Below are 15,095 nucleotides of genomic sequence, written 5' to 3' on the forward strand. Positions count from 1 at the left end.
TGCCGCCGCAGCGCTTAACTCGCCTCATTGTTGAAAGGCGAGAGTTCCCAGCTGAATTTGAAACCTCTGCGGCCCTCGACAGTCACGACCTCCGGTTCTCTCAGGTCGGGGACGGCGCTGGCGCAGAATTTTGTTTCGTGACTTTTCCCAAACACATCGTCGTAGAAAACGCGGCCAAATGCGTAGAGGCGTCGGCTTTTGTCGGCAACAACGGCAGCTACTTCATCCTTTGACAGAGGCTTCAAGCCATCGCCATTGCATGTGACTTCTGCTCCCGACGCAAGGGCATTAGCAGGAGTGATTTGGCCCTCTGCCGGCACGATCATTTCTCCGACAACTTGTCCGACCGGATGAGTATGGATCATTAAGATCGCTATGTGGCGCAAGTTAAAGGCGGGAGACGCGCCCGAATTCTTCAACTTGAATTCAAATCTCGGGACCAAGTCCTCGCCAAATTCCACCACGTCAGCAGGCAGGGCAGAAACGTAGGCTCGTACCTGAGCGTGGCCGACCTCACGATCGGTGCTGATGGCCAGCCGAGTTTGCATTAGCGACCAAAGCAGGAAGACCACGCCAATGAAGCTGAGGGCTACGCCGGTCGCTGTCGCCTTAAATGTCCAGTCAGCCCAATAGGCCATCTCCTGCTGCGCTTGAGCATCTACGTTGATGTCTCTGGTTTGCTCGAACGACTGGAGAGCATGAACCAGACATTCGGCGACGAAATCGGCGGGCGCGGAAGAAACGGCGCAATCCTGGCTAATACGGCGGGCAGCTTCGCTGCGCTGTGCTTCTGAACCCCTTTTTTCTTGTTGATAGGCTTGGATCTTCTCCGAGCGCAACAGCGCTAAGGAATCCCAACCACCTAGCCCAATGGCAACGAGCACGTAGATCATACCGGCAGACGCGCACAGTGAAGAAATGAACCGCGCCACATGCCACCACGTGACCTGGTGCAGGTGCTCTTTGGGCCATCCCGTTATGAAATAGGCAAACTTCTGGCTGAAAGGACTCTTTGACATCGAAGAAATATACCGCCCGCGAATCTTCAATCGGGCAAGTATCGCGTACAGCAGGCCTTGCAACAACTACCTTGGGCGATGGAAGCCCTGATTCTAGCTCCCAACCATCGGCTCCTATCGTGCCCGAAACACCTTTGGGCGCGAAAAAATCATGACTGTTCCAAGCGAAACCAACCGTTCCGGGCCCTACAGCGGGAACGGGGTCACGACCGTTTTTGATTATGAGTTCAAGATCACCAATGAGAACTATATCAAGGTGATCAAGGCTAACGCCGCTGGCGTTGAAACCATCCTGACGATCGATGCCGATTACATCGTTTCCGATGTCGGCAACCCGGCAGGCGGGCAAGTGTCGCTCACTGTGCCGTTGCCAACGGGGCAAACGCTCACGATGATCCCGAGCGTTCCATTCACACAGGAAATCGACCTGGAGAACCAAGGCGCATATTACGCCGAAACGGTCGAAGATGCCCTTGACCTCGCGGTTATGCGTGATCAGCAATTGCAAGAACAGGTCAGCAGGGCGGTGACAATCCCGGCCTCGGAAGACCCTGCCCAGCTTGAGGGCCTTGTCGCGGATATTCTTCGTCTGGCTGATAGCGCCGACGAGATCGATGCTGTTGCGAACAACATTGGAGCGGTGAATACTGCATCCGCAAACATGGCGGCGATCATTGCCGCGCCTGCGCAGGCATCTGCGGCGGCGGGATCGGCGGCTTCGGCAAGCGCTGCGGTCTTCGTAGCGAACAAGTGGGCAACGGAAGCGGAAGACGTTCCGGTCAATGACGGCGTTCACGCGGTTGGCTTCTCTGCCTTCCATTGGATGCGCAAGGCGCTGGGCTATGCCGCTTCCGCGTCTGTATCCGCGATCGCCGCTGCGGCGTCCGCCGCGTCTATTAATCTGCCGCCCATTGTGGCAAACGCCTTCCTACAGGCCAACCCCGGCGCAACCGGCTACGCAACCAAAACGGCGGTTGAGGTGCGCAATGCGCTTGCCGCTGCCGCTTTCGTCGCTAATCGTGCCTCGGTTAAGGCCCTTGATCCCACCAAGGATAAAGCCGCAACCACATACGGCGAGGGTCGCGGACGAAATGGAACGTGGGTCGCCTATCTCACGTCAACTCTGTCGGCCAGCGATCAATCCGCTGCGGCAGATGACGCGCAAGAGGGGATGTATCTCACCTCGGGCACGTACACTTGGATCCGGCAATGCCGGGGTCAAGCCGATATTGAAATGTTCGGTGCGGGAACGTCTGCCGCAGCGGCGGCTAACTCGACCGCAATTCAGGCCGCGATCAATCTGTGCCAGAAGTACAGTTTCCCGCTGCGCATTCCTGCCGGGGATTACAGCTACGATACCGGTCTCACGATTAAGAGTGTGATCCGCATGACCGGCGACGGCATGTTCCGTTCTCGGCTTGTCTACACGGGCGCTTTCTCGGCGATGTTCATCAATCCTGATGCGACTTTCGCTAACGACAACACCGGCTATTACTTCGCTGATTTTTCCGTTGCGCCATCCGCCCAGAACGGCGGCACCTATGGGATGATCTGGACCGTCGCCGGGACGGAATACGTTTCGAACTCTATGGTGGAGCGCTGCTACATCGGGCAGTTCGGGACCAACGGATTTTACTTCAACAACACAGGGACAACAGGCGGGTTCTTTTCCCTTCACGTCAACCGCTGCTTTATTGCCAACGGCTTCAAAGGCAACAATGTCGGTGACAGCGTCATGCTGTCCAGCACGACCATAAACGCTCAAGGGAATTTCATCGGCGTCTACCTTACTCAAGCGGCGGGCGCGCGCGAGTTCACGATTTGGGATTGCAACATCACCTGCCAGGGTGGCGGTATTCAGCTTGTCGGAACCACTGGGGTCAAAATTCTCAAGACCTGGATTGAACATCCCTCATATTGGGGTGATGCGCTTGGCGCTCTCGGCGCACAGGTGTTGCTGTCGGGGGCGCAGAAGACGGTCATTCGAGATTGCACGATCCAGCCCCTCGCTGCGCCGGTTGTGTCGACGGCCTATGCTCTTACAGTAGACGGCACTTCGAACGACACCGTTGTTGAGGATTGCGAGTTCGGCGTAGGTGAGACCGCTCACATATGGGTCGTTGCCGGGGCTCAACGGACGCAGATCAGGGACGGAAACAGCGATATTTCTGGCGGAGCGCTTGCTGTCGCGGATAACGCGGCCACTACGGTGTTCGGCCCAAAACTCCAGGCGCAGCCGTTGAAAGGCATCGGTTACTCAGCGGGCGCTGGCGGCACGGTAGTGCAAGCCACCAGCAAGACAACTGGCGTGACGCTTAACAAGGCGACAGGCCAAATTACGATGAACGCTGCCGCGCTCGCTGCCGGCACCATCGCTAGTTTTGTTCTGACCAACAGCGCCATCGCGGCTGGCGACGTGCTTATCCTCAATCATATATCTGGCGGCACGCGTGGGGCGTACTCGATAAACGCAAGCAGTGCGGCAGGATCGGCAACGATCGACGTGAGGAATAACACGGCCGGATCGCTGTCAGAGGCGATGGTAATTGCCTTTGCGGTAATCAAGGCCGTAACAGCCTAGAGCCCAATAGATACCTGGCGTGAAGGAAATATTCCTATGATTCGCGGAGACGGGCCGGCTCATGAGCAGCTGGTTTCAGATATCTCGCATTTCCTAGAGATGAGGGAACTCGGCGAGGAAACCGGAGACAAGGAATTTGAAGAGGCCCTGTCGTACAGGGCAGCGGCGACCGCTCTAATCGCGAGGGTATCCGGGTATCTTGACGTTTTGGGACGCGGCGGTCAGTGCCATAACCTCAAACCTGATTAACTTAGCGTCCTCAGACCATTGCTCGATGTGCTTCAAAGGGTATGAGATGGTGATGTCGCTGGCTTTTTTGTCGATCAGGGTCTTAATCCAGCCCAATCGGTTCTTCTTGTGCTCTGGCGGCGATGTCCGTCTGACATGCATAAGGGCGGCTTCTCGGTATCGCTTTCGAGAGGGGTTGAGGCGACATTCTACGAGACCCTCCTGTTCGAAATGCATCGTGCGCGGGCCGCCATGGACCAAGGCATCTCTTAGTTGCTGCAATTGAACAAGTTGGTCGTTACACTTGCGCAGGCGTTCGGTGAGGGAAGGAAATTCGGCGAAGGCTGTTTTGAGGGCTGCATACCAAGCCGTTCTGCGACGGTTGAATTCCTCGCCGAAGTCTTCAAGCGCTTTCATCGCGCCGCCAAGTTTGAAAGTTTCGCTGATCTCGTGCGTAGTGACAACGATTGTGCCAACGTAGAACATCAGCCGGTCAGCGGGGTCACAAAATTCCATGTCTGAACCTCCAAAAGGCCATAGAAACGCGAAAGGAAAAGGAAGCCCTAGTCAAGGGGCGCTGTGCTGGCGAGTTTTGGTCTACTTAAGCTTAGGGAACCGGCGCGCGTACCTTTCGCAGCCGCCGATGTTTCCGTCGTATTTCGTGAATTCAATAAGGCCTGATGACCCTACGATCACGTCGATCTTGCAGTGATAATCATAGGTTTCCGTCGCAGTGCCTTGCGACTGGACATAAATCGGCTGTCCGTTCACGTAAGCCGTGCTCGAATTGAATGTCGGAACCGTATAGGAGCCCAAATTTCGGCTTCCCCATGTGAACACTCGCTTGTCGTCTATCTTGTTTTCGGCGTCGGGGAAGCCGAGAACGTCGAACGCTGCCTGGTATGGTTGCCCGCGCAACGAGCTAAGGCCCGCATCCATATTTTCGAACGTCTGGCACCCCGCCACGATCGCAACCGCGACCAAGGCCCAAATATTCTGAATCTTCATGTAGCCCCCCCCTGCTTGCCCAAGTTGTTAATTTGAAAACAACCGGTGTCAAGCGGCCCGACATTACTCACCGGATTATCACCATTTCCGGATCAGTTTTGTCTACCTCTGTAAATTTCGCAGTATGGGTAGGTATAAATCGTCCTCTACTGCGAAATTCCCGCGTTTGGGAAAAACTGATCCGGATGAGCCGGAAATCCTAAGTGGCAAGATTTCACGTAATCGCCAAAAAGTTGCACGAAAGAGCAGCCTAGTTGGATGCTTTCCGATTGAAGCTTTCGACCGTCTCATTGAATTGCTTGATGGCTTGTTCTTGCTCGCTCGCCAGGCAGCGACCGTAGCCAGCTATTTTGCGCCGATATTCTTCAATATCAGATTTGCAGCTGTTGAATTGGTATTCGTCTGCGAACTGGAAGCCAGATGAAACGCAGTCAGGCGGCTCGGGCCGTTTGACCTGATCGTTTTCAAGCAAAGGCCGGTATCCCGAGCACTCCAGATCGAGACCGCCAGCAGTTGCCGAATGCGTGCAGATTACAAGCAAAATCCCGCCCAATAGAAGTCGCATGATACACCCGTCCCGATATCTCTGAATGGGCAGCTAACACATCTTCCAATGTGGGGAAATGTGGGTTTTGCAAATACGTAGTGGTGCAGCCAACCATTCGACCCACAAGCATTGATCATGCATGACATTACGCCAAAGCAAACGCGCTTCGTTGAAGAATACCTGATCGACCTGAACGCTACTCAGGCGGCGATCAGGGCTGGATATAGCGCTAAAGGAGCAGATACAGCCGGACCCAGGCTGCTGGAAAATCCCGAGGTTCAGGCCGCGATCGACGCAGCAAAAGCTGAGCGCTCCGAAAAAACGGAGATCACTTCCGAACGTGTCCTGGAAGAGATCGCCACCATGGCTTTCTACGATCCCGCCCAATTGATTGGCGCGGCGCGCGAGCTTGGCCCAGGCGATGAGCCGCTTGACGGCGAGGGGGTCGTTTCGATCGACGGCAAGCGCTACGCCGTCAGCGGTATCACTTCAGCCGTCGACATCCTCAAACTGCCGGAAAGCGTTCGCCGCGCAATCGTAGGCTGGGGCTACGACCGCAACCAGAATTTCACGCTCAAGCTCGCAGACAAGAGCAAGGCGCTCGATCAGCTTGCGCGTCACCTGTCGCTCTACAACGACAAGCTGGAACTTGGCGGGCTTGACGCTCTCGCCGATCGGCTGGCGCGTGCTCAGACCCGAGCCGACCACGAAACCTCTGTTTCAGAGCCAGCCGAATTGCCAGCGCTCAAGCCGGACAAAACCTGTGCACTTGAACAGGTTGCGCCAGCGCCGAAACCAGAGCCGGCCCCGCCGCCGCGTATTTCATCGGACTGGGAAGCGCCGAGGCCGCCCGCGCCGTATCAACCCATCCTGCCAGATCGGCAGGGCTTTGCCGACACTGACTACGAAAATGCTGATGACGGGTTTCTAAGCGCCCGCCGCAACACCTGAAAAGAAAGGGAACGACCAATGGCAGACATTGCCAGCAACATCGCAACGATCCAGTCGAAGGCCGCAGAGCTAGACGGACTAGTCACCCAGGTCCGAACAGCCAAGGCCATCATCGACGCCGCCGAAGCAGACATCAGGCGGCTTCGGCCCGTTTCCGAGCCGTCCAGAGCCTACCAGGAACGTCTCGCGCTCGTCGCGCTGGATGCCATTGCAAAGCCTTCCATCGCTGGCGACAAGACGATTACCGAACTCGCTGTCACTGCCTGGGCAGGGGTGGCCTAGATGACCCAGCAAACGTCACGCGAGATCAGCGAAAAGATCGCCGGGCTGGACAGGCTCGTCACTTCGCTTGGCCAAGCATTCGATGAGGTGGCAGTTGATGCGGTTGCCGGCGCTCCCGATGCTGCCCGCAAAGCCGCCGATATCAATCAGAGGCTGGAACGCTTAGCCGTGGATCGCCGCATCCTGTCGAGGGCGCTTGATCGCACCCAGGAGGCCGAAGCCGCCGCACGGGAGGCCAAAGAGGAAGTCGAGCGCCGGAAACACTTCGACATCGCCAAGACGCACGCAAGAGGCCTCCTAACCGCCGCAAATCGCATTGATGCGGCGATTGCCGAGTTCATCGCCGCGTTGCCCGACCTTTCGGATCATGAGATCGCCATCCGCCAGCACTTGGGCCGCGCAGCATTCCCTGTGTCTGGCAGTGTTGTTGGCCAGATGGGCTTGCCGGTCATGGCGATGGATAAGCTGTCAAAGCTTGCGAATGGCCGCGCGCGGCTCTCCGGTCCAGGCAAATCCATCGAAGAAATCGCTAGCTCGGCATGGGCCGTCTTGCTCACCGCCGACGCCGAACGGGAGACGGCGTGATGGCTGAGATTGACCACGCGAGCATCCTATTCCCCAACGATGCGCCGTCGAAGCCTGCGGCCGTGCCTGAGTGGGCGCGGGCACAGCAAACGGCTGCGGAACAACGATTGGTAGGCAATCACGGAAAGCCAGATCCTGCCGCTGCCGTGGTGTTCCCGAGCGAGCGCAAGGCTGATGCTCCGCCCTCTGCCGGCAAAGATGACGATGCTGCGACGGTCCTTTTCAGGGATGACGCGGCCCGAAAGGATGTCGATTACGCGGCGCACGTTGGTGGCGAATTGGATCAATTCACGCTCGACGCGATGAAGGACGGCGACGCTGAGCGGGCCAGCGCCTTGAAGGTAGCGACGGCAGCGCTGAGTGAGGATTTCCGAACTTCTGGAACCGACCCGGCCTCTATCCAGGAAGCCTTCACCATTGTCCGACAGAGCGCCGACAGCTTCTCGCCGCCGACGCCTGAACAGATCGAGGCGGGTTTCGTCGCCGGTATGTCTGAACTGACGGCTTCCGGGGTCGCTGAGGGCGATATCAGCATTGCGCGCCGGTTCATCGCGGACATGGAGTTGGTCAGCCCTGGCGTCGTCGCCAGCCTGGAGCGCCATGGCGCGGGCAATGATCCGCGTCTCGTCCGCGCGGCCATCAAAGAAGCCAAGAGGCGCGGATACCGGTGACAAACTTCAAGAGATCGACTTTGGCAACACTAGCTGAATATGAGGCTTGGAAGGCCAAGCGCCGTCAGAACGGTGTGACGGCAGAGACAATCGCGCTTCGAACAGCCGCAGGCCATGTCATAACCGTGCGCAAGGCGATCACTATTGCGGAGCGCATCAAAGCCGCACTCTTTGCGACGGACACCATAAATCCCCACCAGCCAGATAGCATGCGCTCGCAATGTGCAGTCACCTACGGTTTACAGCCGCAGCGGCAATGGCATGTGCTGAGCGGACTCGATGCCACGCCTTTCCCTATTCCATATCCAAGCAAGCGACGAAAAGGGGGTAGGGAGGCACCAATTTACACGGCATTCTGCGACGGTGAGCTTGTAGGAGTAGTCGTCTGTTCGTGCGTCGATCATGTTTTGCCTCTTCGAATTATGATGGGTGCGGTGCGGCGTGATTTTCGTGGGTTGGGAATAGGAGGGCCGATTGTCCGACAAGTCCTGCAGCACATAATTTCCAGCACCCCAGTCGTCGGCGTCGTCATCAACCTCGATCATCTGAGAAAGAAAGCGTTCCTCACGCGCTGCGGCTTCAGTAATTGGTACCGAACTCCATCGTATGAGGGCGATTGGATAGGCCTCTCGCAGCCCTTCGGTATGCCCAATGGCCTGTGGTATGCCACGCCCGCTGCCGAACTCGACGAAAAGCTACCAAGACGATTTGCCAGACTGTTGCGACGATCCGCAGCTGAGGGCGACTCCCGTATAAGCGCCCTGCTTATGTGAGAAATCGAGCTTGGTGGCCTGTTGAGTCATGGCGGGCAATAGAATGGTTTGACCCGCGTGACGAATCGTTAATTTTGCGTTAAAGAGCTTGTGCGAAACCGGCTAAGCAAGTTTTCGCTGAGTCGAGAGTTATCGCCATGTCGCGCACTGAATGGGACGCCAATTTCCCCGATGTTTTTGTTCACGCCAAATGGCGGAGCTATGACAAAAAAGAGAATACTCTCCACTCGCACGCGCTGTACCCGGCTGCGAAGGGACAGCGCGACGTACAATCAGCAATCGATATAATTGATGACTTGGCGAATGAGCGAACCACGTATGCGCTGTTTGAGTTTGCAGAAGCGAAAGGCCGACCTACCCTCATTGCTCCTGCAACGCAGCGTGGTGATTCTAGCAATGCTCTCGCGATTGGCTACGCTGAATGGCTAGCAAAGGAATATGATTGGCCGGTCGAGGGTCGTGTCTTTCAGAGGAAGGCCGTCTCCCGCGACTTCTCTGGCGCGTGGCCTCGACTAGCGCATCGTTGCGAGTTTTATGGGCAAATTGACACGGATGCCGATTATGTAATAGTTGATGATGTCGTCACCATGGGCGGAACCCTCGCGGACCTCCGCTCGTTCATCCTCGGGAAAGGTGGCCGCGTTATAGCTATGAGTGCAATAGCATCTAACAATGGCGGCGACCAAACGATCAGGCTGGGAAATGACACTCGCGCAAGCATTGAACGTCTCTATGGGCAAGATCTCAAGCGTGTGGGGGAGCTACTGGGATATGACCATGCCTGCCTCACAGAGGCCGAAGGCTCAAAAGTCGCAGGATGCTACGGTTATGTCGACCTCAGAAATCGAATTTCACGAGCGCGTAACGCGTGAGATGCACGCCGAGGCACGCCGCATACTGGCAGAGCGCCCTAAGCGATTTGACTTGAAAAAGCGTAGCCGCGCCGCCTGATCCTGATCAGGCTATTTGCCCTTCTGCAAGAAGGGCCCACGCTTCGGCTAGGCGCGTGTCCCCTGAAGATGGGGCAGACCTCAAGCCAACAGACTATGCAGCTGCTGCGTCCGACGATCTCGCGCGCAGGGAGTGCTTACACGCCGTCCTGAGCAGGCTCAGCTTCGCGTCTTTCAACTTCGGCCTGTACAGCCTCGCGAATGAATTTCGCGCGTTGATTTTGTCCAACGAGGTTATCGACGCGCGCCAATATTTCGTCGGGAAACCGGACGAGTGTCGGCGTCATGTTGAGCGGTGGCCTTCCCATCGCCTCCGGTAAACGATATCGGATAGCATGTCAACGAATTGCGGCCGAAATAAACGATATCGTTTATTGACGGATTAAACGATATCGTTTACATCTTGGGTTTGTGAACACGGCGATCTCCTGACCGGTTCGAACCAAGTCGAAAGGACCACGATCATGGACAATGGCGTTATCTTCGAAGGCGAAATGAACTTCCTGGGCATCTTGCTACAGCAGGCCATGATGTATTCGAGGGCAAAGATTGATGCGTTGCCGGAAGACATTGAGGTTGATGACGAGTTCGCGGCGATCGACGCTGCGAGCGCGCCGGCCTTCGCCATTGCGCAAACGATCTCGTCTCTCCCGGCGCGAACCGTAACTGAAACTCGGATCAAGGCCACAGCTGCCGCCTGGATTGAAGGAACCTATTGGCAAGACAACGTCTATGGCGCGTTGAACGTCGAACACAGACTTGCAGGGTGAGACCAACCGTGTTGCGGCAGTGATGTGTATTGTTGCGCTTCCAGCAACACTTGCCAGCGGGGTGGAAAGTAAGGCAATAGCTCCAATTGGGCGGCGAAGAACATATGGAGCGAGGAGCGTTATATGAACACTGCATTTCTGTTGCTTGCACAATACAATGGATCGGCGATCATCCCTATCGAGGCTGTGTGCCGCGATTATTTCCAGCACCTCACGCCGCAGGTGCTCGCGCGCAAGACCACTGACGGCGAGATTGATTTGCCTTTGGTCAGGATCGAGGCGAGCCAGAAGGCGGCGAAGGGCGTGTATCTACACCACCTTGCCGCCTGGATTGACAAGCGCGTAGAGGCAGCAAAGAAGGAAAATGACCAATTGCAGGGGCGCAGATAGCGCGCCGCTTCCACTGTCCCAACGGTAGAGCAAAGGTGGCCTAGAGGGTGGACTGACCCTCTGGGAGATTTCCTAAAGAGTTGATTTTACTGCTTTCTGTGGTGAAGAATGGTGCCGCTTGCGTGACTCGAACACGCGACCCCCGCATTACGAATGCGGTGCTCTACCAACTGAGCTAAAGCGGCCCAGGAAGCCAAGGCCTCCAGGATGCGGCGGTGATAGACGCAACCGGGCGCGAATTCAAGATGCGACTTGGCAATTCCTGCGTCGGCGTCGTGGCACCCTCGAAAGCCGGCCGCCGCCTTGTCCGCCAGTCAGTCGCCAAGGGAATGCGGCGCACGGTGCGTGTGCTCCCTGTGCGCGAAAATCGGCGAAACATGCTGATTTTGTTGCCGGAACAGCGCCGGAATGGACTTTGCACACCTCTGCGAGGCAGAATGCGCCGCTCGCCCGTTGATTGATTGGTCGCCTGCGGCTAACGATCACGGCAAGGTTGGCAAAGACAGAGGGACCCGCTTGGACGCGATCGAAAAAGCGATCCGGAACGCCTTGGAGAAAGGCAATGCCGAGGACCGCGCGTTCCGCGAGAGGGTCTATCGCTCGGCTTTTGCCGCGCTCGATCGCGCGCTCAAGGCCAATCCCGGTGTGACCGTTGAGGTCGCCATCAAGCGCCGCAAGGCAATCCAGGCGAAAATCACCGAAATCGAATCCGAGTTCCTGCCGGCGGTGCCGGATGTCGGTCCGCAGGGCGATGCACCGGCGGTCGAACTCGGAGCGGACCCGGCGCCCGCGGTCGAAACCGGCCGACAGGCATCGTCCCCCGATGTCGTCGTCGACGGACCCGTGCAATCCGCTGCCGATGCGCCGCGCTCCCGCGTTCTGCCCGTCGTTCCCGACATCATGCCGGACGCCACGCTTCCCGATGCTCCGGCCATCGACATGTCGGTTCCGGCCTCGGCCGGCGCGACGACGGAGGTGGCGCCCGACCGCGATGAACGGCGCATAAGGGGGCGTCGCCTGCCGCTGACCGCCATCTTCCTGACCGTGACACTGCTCGCCGCGGTTGGCATCGGCCTGTTCTTCGCCGTGCAGACCGGCGTGTTCAAGACATCCGCGCAACTCGACACCGCCCCGCCGCAAGCGCCGCCGACCGTCAAGGACGACGATTTCACACCGGCCGACGGCGGTCCGGCAAAACCCGGCGCCGCGGACCAGGCGCGCGACTGGATCAATGTGTTTTCGCCGGCCGATGCATCCCATGTCAGCGCGCCGTCTGACGCCAGGGCCGAGGTGATGAAGGACGATACCGGTTCGTTCCTGCGCATCCGTTCCGGCGCGTCCGGTTCGGCGATCAGCTTCGACGTCGGACAAGGCGTGCTGGAGAAACTGGCCGGCAAACATGCCGTGTTCGACATCATTGCCCGCTCCGAAGAAGGCAAGGAGACGCAGATTTCGGTCGACTGCAATTTCGGCGAACTCGGCGACTGCGGCCGCAAGCGCTATGCGGTCGGCCAGCAGCAGAACGAATATCTGTTCGATGTGCAGTTTCCCGACAAGCGTCCGGGCTCGGCCGGCACCATTGCCATCAATTCCGACTTCGACAAGCAGGGCAAGGCCGCGGACATCTACGAAATCCGCGTTTCGATCGAGCCGTAAGAGCGCTGAACGGTCTAGCGGTCGAGCAGCGCCTGCAGCGTCTCGATGCGGTCGGCCTCGTTGGCCGGCTTGTCCCAGCGCAGCCGCGAAATGCGGGGAAAGCGCATGGCGACGCCGGATTTGTGCCGGGTCGAGCGGTTCAGCCCTTCGAAGGCGACTTCCAGCACAAGGCCGTTGTCGCGGTCGGCCCGCACCGAGCGCACCGGCCCGAAACGCTCGATCGTGTTGTCGCGGACATATTTGTCGATCTGCTTCAACTCCTCGTCGGTGAAGCCGAAATAGGCCTTGCCGACCGGCACCAGTTCCTCTTCGCCTTCGGCACCTGTCCAGACGCCGAACGTATAGTCGGAATAGAAGCTCGAGCGTTTGCCGTGGCCGCGCTGGGCATACATCAGCACCGCGTCCACCGTGTGCGGATCGCGTTTCCATTTGAACCATGGACCTTTCGGCCGGCCGGCGACATAGGCTGAGTCCCAGCGCTTCAGCATGACGCCTTCGATGATCGGATGCGGCGGCACCCGGCGTAGTTCCTCAAGCGTTTGCCAATCCGTGAAGTCGACGAATGGCGAAAGATCGAAACGGCTCGGGTCGAGCGTTCCGACAAACGCTTCCAGCCGGCCGCGCCGCTCGCGAAACGGCAGCGCGCGCAGATCCTCGCCGCCGACCTGGAGCAGATCGTAGCAGCGCATGAAGGCCGGGTATTGCTGCTGCATCTTCGGTGTCACCGTCTTGCGATTCAGCCGTTGCTGCAGATCCGAGAAGGTTCCCGTCGCCTCTCGGGGATCGCCGACAAGCAGTTCGCCGTCCAGCGTTGCGGAGAAATGCATGGCATCGGCGAGGTCCGGAAAGGCGCCGGAAACATCGTCACCGGTGCGCGAATAGAGCCGGCGGATGCCGCCCTCGGCCACCGCCTGGACACGGATGCCGTCCCATTTCCATTCGGCGGCATAATCCGCCGGATCGAGCTTTTCGAGATCGCCGTCACCGACCGGGTTCGACAGCATCACCGGGCGAAACAATGCCAACGCCGTGTTCCTGGGCTTTTCGGCCTTGCCTTCCAGCCACGCGAACAGCGCTGTGTAAGGCGGCGTCAACCCGTGCCAGAGTTCCTCGATCTCGGCCACGTCGACCTTGCCGAAATCGGCCAGCGCCTGTTTGGCCAGCCGCGCCGACATGCCGATGCGCAAGCCGCCGGTGACCAGCTTGATGATCGCGAAGCGCGCCGAGATGCCCGCGCTGTCGAGCAGCCCGGCCAGCACCTTCGGTCCGTCGGAGCGGCTTGCCGCCTGCAGTTTGGCCACGACTTCGCCAAGCGTCGGCTCGCGGTTCGCGATGTTCCCAGGCGTTTGCGGCCAGATCAGCGACACCGTTTCGGCGAGATCGCCGACATAATCGTGGGAATAGCCGAACAGCACCGGATCCATGCGTTCGGTGACCAGCATGCGCAGCATCGCCGGCTTGACCGCGGCGATGTGGAGATCGCCGGTGATGGCAGCCAGCGCCAGCCCGCGATCGGGATCCTCCACGGCGCGGAAATAGTCGGTCAGCAAGGTCAGCTTGCCGTTGCGCGACGGCGTCAGCACCAGGCGGTCGAGAAGCTCGGCGAAGCGGTTCATGGCTTCAATCGCCCTCGTCTTCGTAGCCGACCAGATGCAGCGGCCGGGCGGCGATGCCTTCGAGTTCGCACCAGCGCACCAGCGCTTCCTCGCGGCCATGGGTCACCCAGATCTCCTCGGCTCCGGTCTCCTTGATCGTGGCGGTCAACTCATCCCAGTCGGCATGATCGGAGATGATCAGCGGCAGCTCGACGCCGCCTTGCTTGGCGCGCTGGCGAATGCGCATCCAGCCCGACGCGAAGCACGAGATCGGATCGGGAAAACGCCGCGCCCAGCGGTCGGCGAAGGCCGATGGCGGGCCGACGACGATGGCGCCGGTAAAATCATCCTTGCCGCCGCTTTCGACGGTCGCCGGTTCGAGGGTGCCGAGATCGATGCCTTGGCTCTGGTAGTACTCACTGAGTTTGGCCAGCGCGCCATGGATGTAGAGCGGCCTGTCGTAGCCGGCGTCGCGCAACAGCCGCATCACCCTTTGCGCCTTGCCCAGCGCATAGGCGCCGACCAGATGCGAGCGCTCGGGGAACTGCGCCGCCGATTTCAGCAGGCGGGCGATTTCTTCGGTGTCGGGCGGATGGCGAAACACCGGCAGGCCGAAGGTCGCTTCGGTGATGAACACATCGCACGGGATCGGCTCGAATGGCGCGCAGGTCGCGTCCCTCTGCCGCTTGTAGTCACCGGAAGCGACGATGCGCGTGTCCTGATGCTCGACCAATATCTGCGCCGAGCCCAGCACATGGCCGGCTGGATGGAAGCTGACGCTGATGCCATTGAGTGCAATCGTCTCGCCGAGCTGTGCCGCTTGCGTTGTTCCCGCGAAATCCTCGCCGTAGCGCAGGCCCATAATGTCGAGCGTCTGCCGCGTCGCCAGCACCGAGCGGTGGCCGGAACGCGCGTGATCGGAATGGCCATGCGTGATCAGTGCCCGGTTGACCGGCCGGACCGGGTCGATGAAGAAATCGCCCGGCGGGCAATAGAGGCCTTCAGGCCGGGGATGAAGCAGGTCGCTGGCGCGCATGATCTCCAAGATAGGATATAATTCCGCGGCGGGAAGCCTGTTGTAAGTCACTG

The 15,095-nt window shown here is 58.8% G+C and carries 17 protein-coding genes and 1 tRNA gene; 10 read left to right on the forward strand and 8 right to left on the reverse strand.

The window, feature by feature from the left end:
* Nucleotides 1-14: 14 nt before the first annotated feature.
* The gene (locus AC0L24_RS12555; RefSeq protein ID WP_473563755.1) at nt 15-1,082 is read right to left on the reverse strand and encodes a hypothetical protein; all 1,068 of its coding nucleotides are present in this window, start codon (nt 1,080-1,082) and stop codon (nt 15-17) included.
* A gap of 88 nt (nt 1,083-1,170) precedes the next feature.
* On the opposite strand from AC0L24_RS12555, the gene AC0L24_RS12560 reads away from it, so the two are divergent.
* Nucleotides 1,171-3,600 carry a hypothetical protein gene (locus AC0L24_RS12560; RefSeq protein ID WP_473563756.1) on the forward strand — a complete coding sequence of 810 codons (2,430 nt, stop codon included), beginning with the start codon at nt 1,171-1,173 and terminating at the stop codon, nt 3,598-3,600.
* A 174-nt stretch (nt 3,601-3,774) separates the two neighbouring features.
* On the opposite strand, the gene AC0L24_RS12565 is transcribed toward AC0L24_RS12560, so the two are convergent.
* From AC0L24_RS12565 to AC0L24_RS12575, 3 genes are all read right to left on the reverse strand, one after another.
* Entirely contained in the window at nt 3,775-4,344 is a 570-nt protein-coding gene (locus AC0L24_RS12565; protein ID WP_473563757.1) for a hypothetical protein, read from the reverse strand.
* Between the two features lie 81 nt (nt 4,345-4,425).
* Complete coding sequence (locus tag AC0L24_RS12570) at nt 4,426-4,836, reverse strand: hypothetical protein (protein ID WP_473563758.1); 411 nt, start codon at nt 4,834-4,836, stop codon at nt 4,426-4,428.
* Between the two features lie 250 nt (nt 4,837-5,086).
* A complete protein-coding gene (locus AC0L24_RS12575) occupies nt 5,087-5,401 on the reverse strand; it encodes a hypothetical protein (protein WP_473563759.1) in 315 nt (104 codons plus the stop codon).
* Nucleotides 5,402-5,518: 117 nt separating this feature from the next.
* On the opposite strand from AC0L24_RS12575, the gene AC0L24_RS12580 reads away from it, so the two are divergent.
* The 6 genes from AC0L24_RS12580 (at nt 5,519) to AC0L24_RS12605 (ending at nt 9,517) form a co-directional block, all read left to right on the forward strand.
* Complete coding sequence (locus AC0L24_RS12580; protein WP_473563760.1) at nt 5,519-6,334, forward strand: terminase small subunit; 816 nt, start codon at nt 5,519-5,521, stop codon at nt 6,332-6,334.
* An 18-nt stretch (nt 6,335-6,352) separates the two neighbouring features.
* On the forward strand, nt 6,353-6,616 hold the full coding sequence (locus tag AC0L24_RS12585; RefSeq protein ID WP_473563761.1) for a hypothetical protein: 264 nt from the start codon (nt 6,353-6,355) through the stop codon (nt 6,614-6,616).
* Nucleotides 6,617-7,201, forward strand: coding sequence for a hypothetical protein (locus AC0L24_RS12590; RefSeq protein WP_473563762.1), 585 nt, complete (start codon nt 6,617-6,619; stop codon nt 7,199-7,201). It begins immediately after the preceding gene.
* The gene (locus AC0L24_RS12595; protein ID WP_473563763.1) at nt 7,201-7,872 is read left to right on the forward strand and encodes a hypothetical protein; all 672 of its coding nucleotides are present in this window, start codon (nt 7,201-7,203) and stop codon (nt 7,870-7,872) included. Before AC0L24_RS12590 ends, AC0L24_RS12595 begins: the two co-directional genes overlap by 1 nt.
* A complete protein-coding gene (locus AC0L24_RS12600) occupies nt 7,869-8,645 on the forward strand; it encodes a GNAT family N-acetyltransferase (RefSeq protein WP_473563764.1) in 777 nt (258 codons plus the stop codon). The genes AC0L24_RS12595 and AC0L24_RS12600 overlap by 4 nt, the downstream gene beginning before the upstream one ends.
* A 137-nt stretch (nt 8,646-8,782) precedes the next feature.
* A complete protein-coding gene (locus tag AC0L24_RS12605; protein ID WP_473563765.1) occupies nt 8,783-9,517 on the forward strand; it encodes a hypothetical protein in 735 nt (244 codons plus the stop codon).
* A 215-nt stretch (nt 9,518-9,732) separates the two neighbouring features.
* Here the strand turns inward: AC0L24_RS12605 and AC0L24_RS12610 are convergent, their stop codons facing one another.
* Complete coding sequence (locus AC0L24_RS12610) at nt 9,733-9,882, reverse strand: hypothetical protein (RefSeq protein ID WP_473563766.1); 150 nt, start codon at nt 9,880-9,882, stop codon at nt 9,733-9,735.
* 177 nt (nt 9,883-10,059) lie between these two features.
* Here AC0L24_RS12610 and AC0L24_RS12615 point away from each other — a divergent pair, with 177 nt between their 5' ends.
* Both AC0L24_RS12615 and AC0L24_RS12620 read left to right on the forward strand, forming a co-directional pair.
* Nucleotides 10,060-10,365, forward strand: coding sequence for a hypothetical protein (locus tag AC0L24_RS12615; RefSeq protein WP_473563767.1), 306 nt, complete (start codon nt 10,060-10,062; stop codon nt 10,363-10,365).
* Nucleotides 10,366-10,488: 123 nt separating this feature from the next.
* Nucleotides 10,489-10,755 (forward strand): pyocin activator PrtN family protein, encoded by a 267-nt coding sequence (locus AC0L24_RS12620; RefSeq protein WP_473563768.1) that lies wholly within the window; start codon nt 10,489-10,491, stop codon nt 10,753-10,755.
* A gap of 109 nt (nt 10,756-10,864) precedes the next feature.
* Here AC0L24_RS12620 and AC0L24_RS12625 read toward each other — a convergent pair.
* Nucleotides 10,865-10,940, reverse strand: a tRNA-Thr gene (locus AC0L24_RS12625).
* A 331-nt stretch (nt 10,941-11,271) separates the two neighbouring features.
* Here AC0L24_RS12625 and AC0L24_RS12630 point away from each other — a divergent pair.
* On the forward strand, nt 11,272-12,411 hold the full coding sequence (locus AC0L24_RS12630; protein WP_473563769.1) for a hypothetical protein: 1,140 nt from the start codon (nt 11,272-11,274) through the stop codon (nt 12,409-12,411).
* A 14-nt stretch (nt 12,412-12,425) separates the two neighbouring features.
* On the opposite strand, the gene AC0L24_RS12635 is transcribed toward AC0L24_RS12630, so the two are convergent.
* Both AC0L24_RS12635 and AC0L24_RS12640 read right to left on the reverse strand, forming a co-directional pair.
* On the reverse strand, nt 12,426-14,027 hold the full coding sequence (locus tag AC0L24_RS12635) for a cisplatin damage response ATP-dependent DNA ligase (protein ID WP_127807993.1): 1,602 nt from the start codon (nt 14,025-14,027) through the stop codon (nt 12,426-12,428).
* A 4-nt stretch (nt 14,028-14,031) separates the two neighbouring features.
* Nucleotides 14,032-15,042, reverse strand: coding sequence for a ligase-associated DNA damage response exonuclease (locus tag AC0L24_RS12640; RefSeq protein ID WP_473563770.1), 1,011 nt, complete (start codon nt 15,040-15,042; stop codon nt 14,032-14,034).
* Between the last annotated feature and the right edge of the window lie 53 nt (nt 15,043-15,095).

The sequence above is a fragment of the Mesorhizobium sp. WSM4809 genome (assembly GCF_055811655.1).

Excerpts from the sequence above, each read along its gene's own strand:
- AC0L24_RS12560 (WP_473563756.1), top strand. The coding sequence starts at position 1,171 with ATGACTGTTCCAAGCGAAACCAACCGTTCCGGGCCCTACAGCGGGAAC.
- AC0L24_RS12565 (WP_473563757.1), bottom strand. The coding sequence starts at position 4,344 with ATGGAATTTTGTGACCCCGCTGACCGGCTGATGTTCTACGTTGGCACA.
- AC0L24_RS12570 (WP_473563758.1), bottom strand. The coding sequence starts at position 4,836 with ATGAAGATTCAGAATATTTGGGCCTTGGTCGCGGTTGCGATCGTGGCG.
- AC0L24_RS12575 (WP_473563759.1), bottom strand. The coding sequence starts at position 5,401 with ATGCGACTTCTATTGGGCGGGATTTTGCTTGTAATCTGCACGCATTCG.
- AC0L24_RS12580 (WP_473563760.1), top strand. The coding sequence starts at position 5,519 with ATGCATGACATTACGCCAAAGCAAACGCGCTTCGTTGAAGAATACCTG.
- AC0L24_RS12585 (WP_473563761.1), top strand. The coding sequence starts at position 6,353 with ATGGCAGACATTGCCAGCAACATCGCAACGATCCAGTCGAAGGCCGCA.
- AC0L24_RS12590 (WP_473563762.1), top strand. The coding sequence starts at position 6,617 with ATGACCCAGCAAACGTCACGCGAGATCAGCGAAAAGATCGCCGGGCTG.
- AC0L24_RS12595 (WP_473563763.1), top strand. The coding sequence starts at position 7,201 with ATGGCTGAGATTGACCACGCGAGCATCCTATTCCCCAACGATGCGCCG.
- AC0L24_RS12605 (WP_473563765.1), top strand. The coding sequence starts at position 8,783 with ATGTCGCGCACTGAATGGGACGCCAATTTCCCCGATGTTTTTGTTCAC.
- AC0L24_RS12610 (WP_473563766.1), bottom strand. The coding sequence starts at position 9,882 with ATGACGCCGACACTCGTCCGGTTTCCCGACGAAATATTGGCGCGCGTC.
- AC0L24_RS12615 (WP_473563767.1), top strand. The coding sequence starts at position 10,060 with ATGGACAATGGCGTTATCTTCGAAGGCGAAATGAACTTCCTGGGCATC.
- AC0L24_RS12620 (WP_473563768.1), top strand. The coding sequence starts at position 10,489 with ATGAACACTGCATTTCTGTTGCTTGCACAATACAATGGATCGGCGATC.
- AC0L24_RS12635 (WP_127807993.1), bottom strand. The coding sequence starts at position 14,027 with ATGAACCGCTTCGCCGAGCTTCTCGACCGCCTGGTGCTGACGCCGTCG.
- AC0L24_RS12640 (WP_473563770.1), bottom strand. The coding sequence starts at position 15,042 with ATGCGCGCCAGCGACCTGCTTCATCCCCGGCCTGAAGGCCTCTATTGC.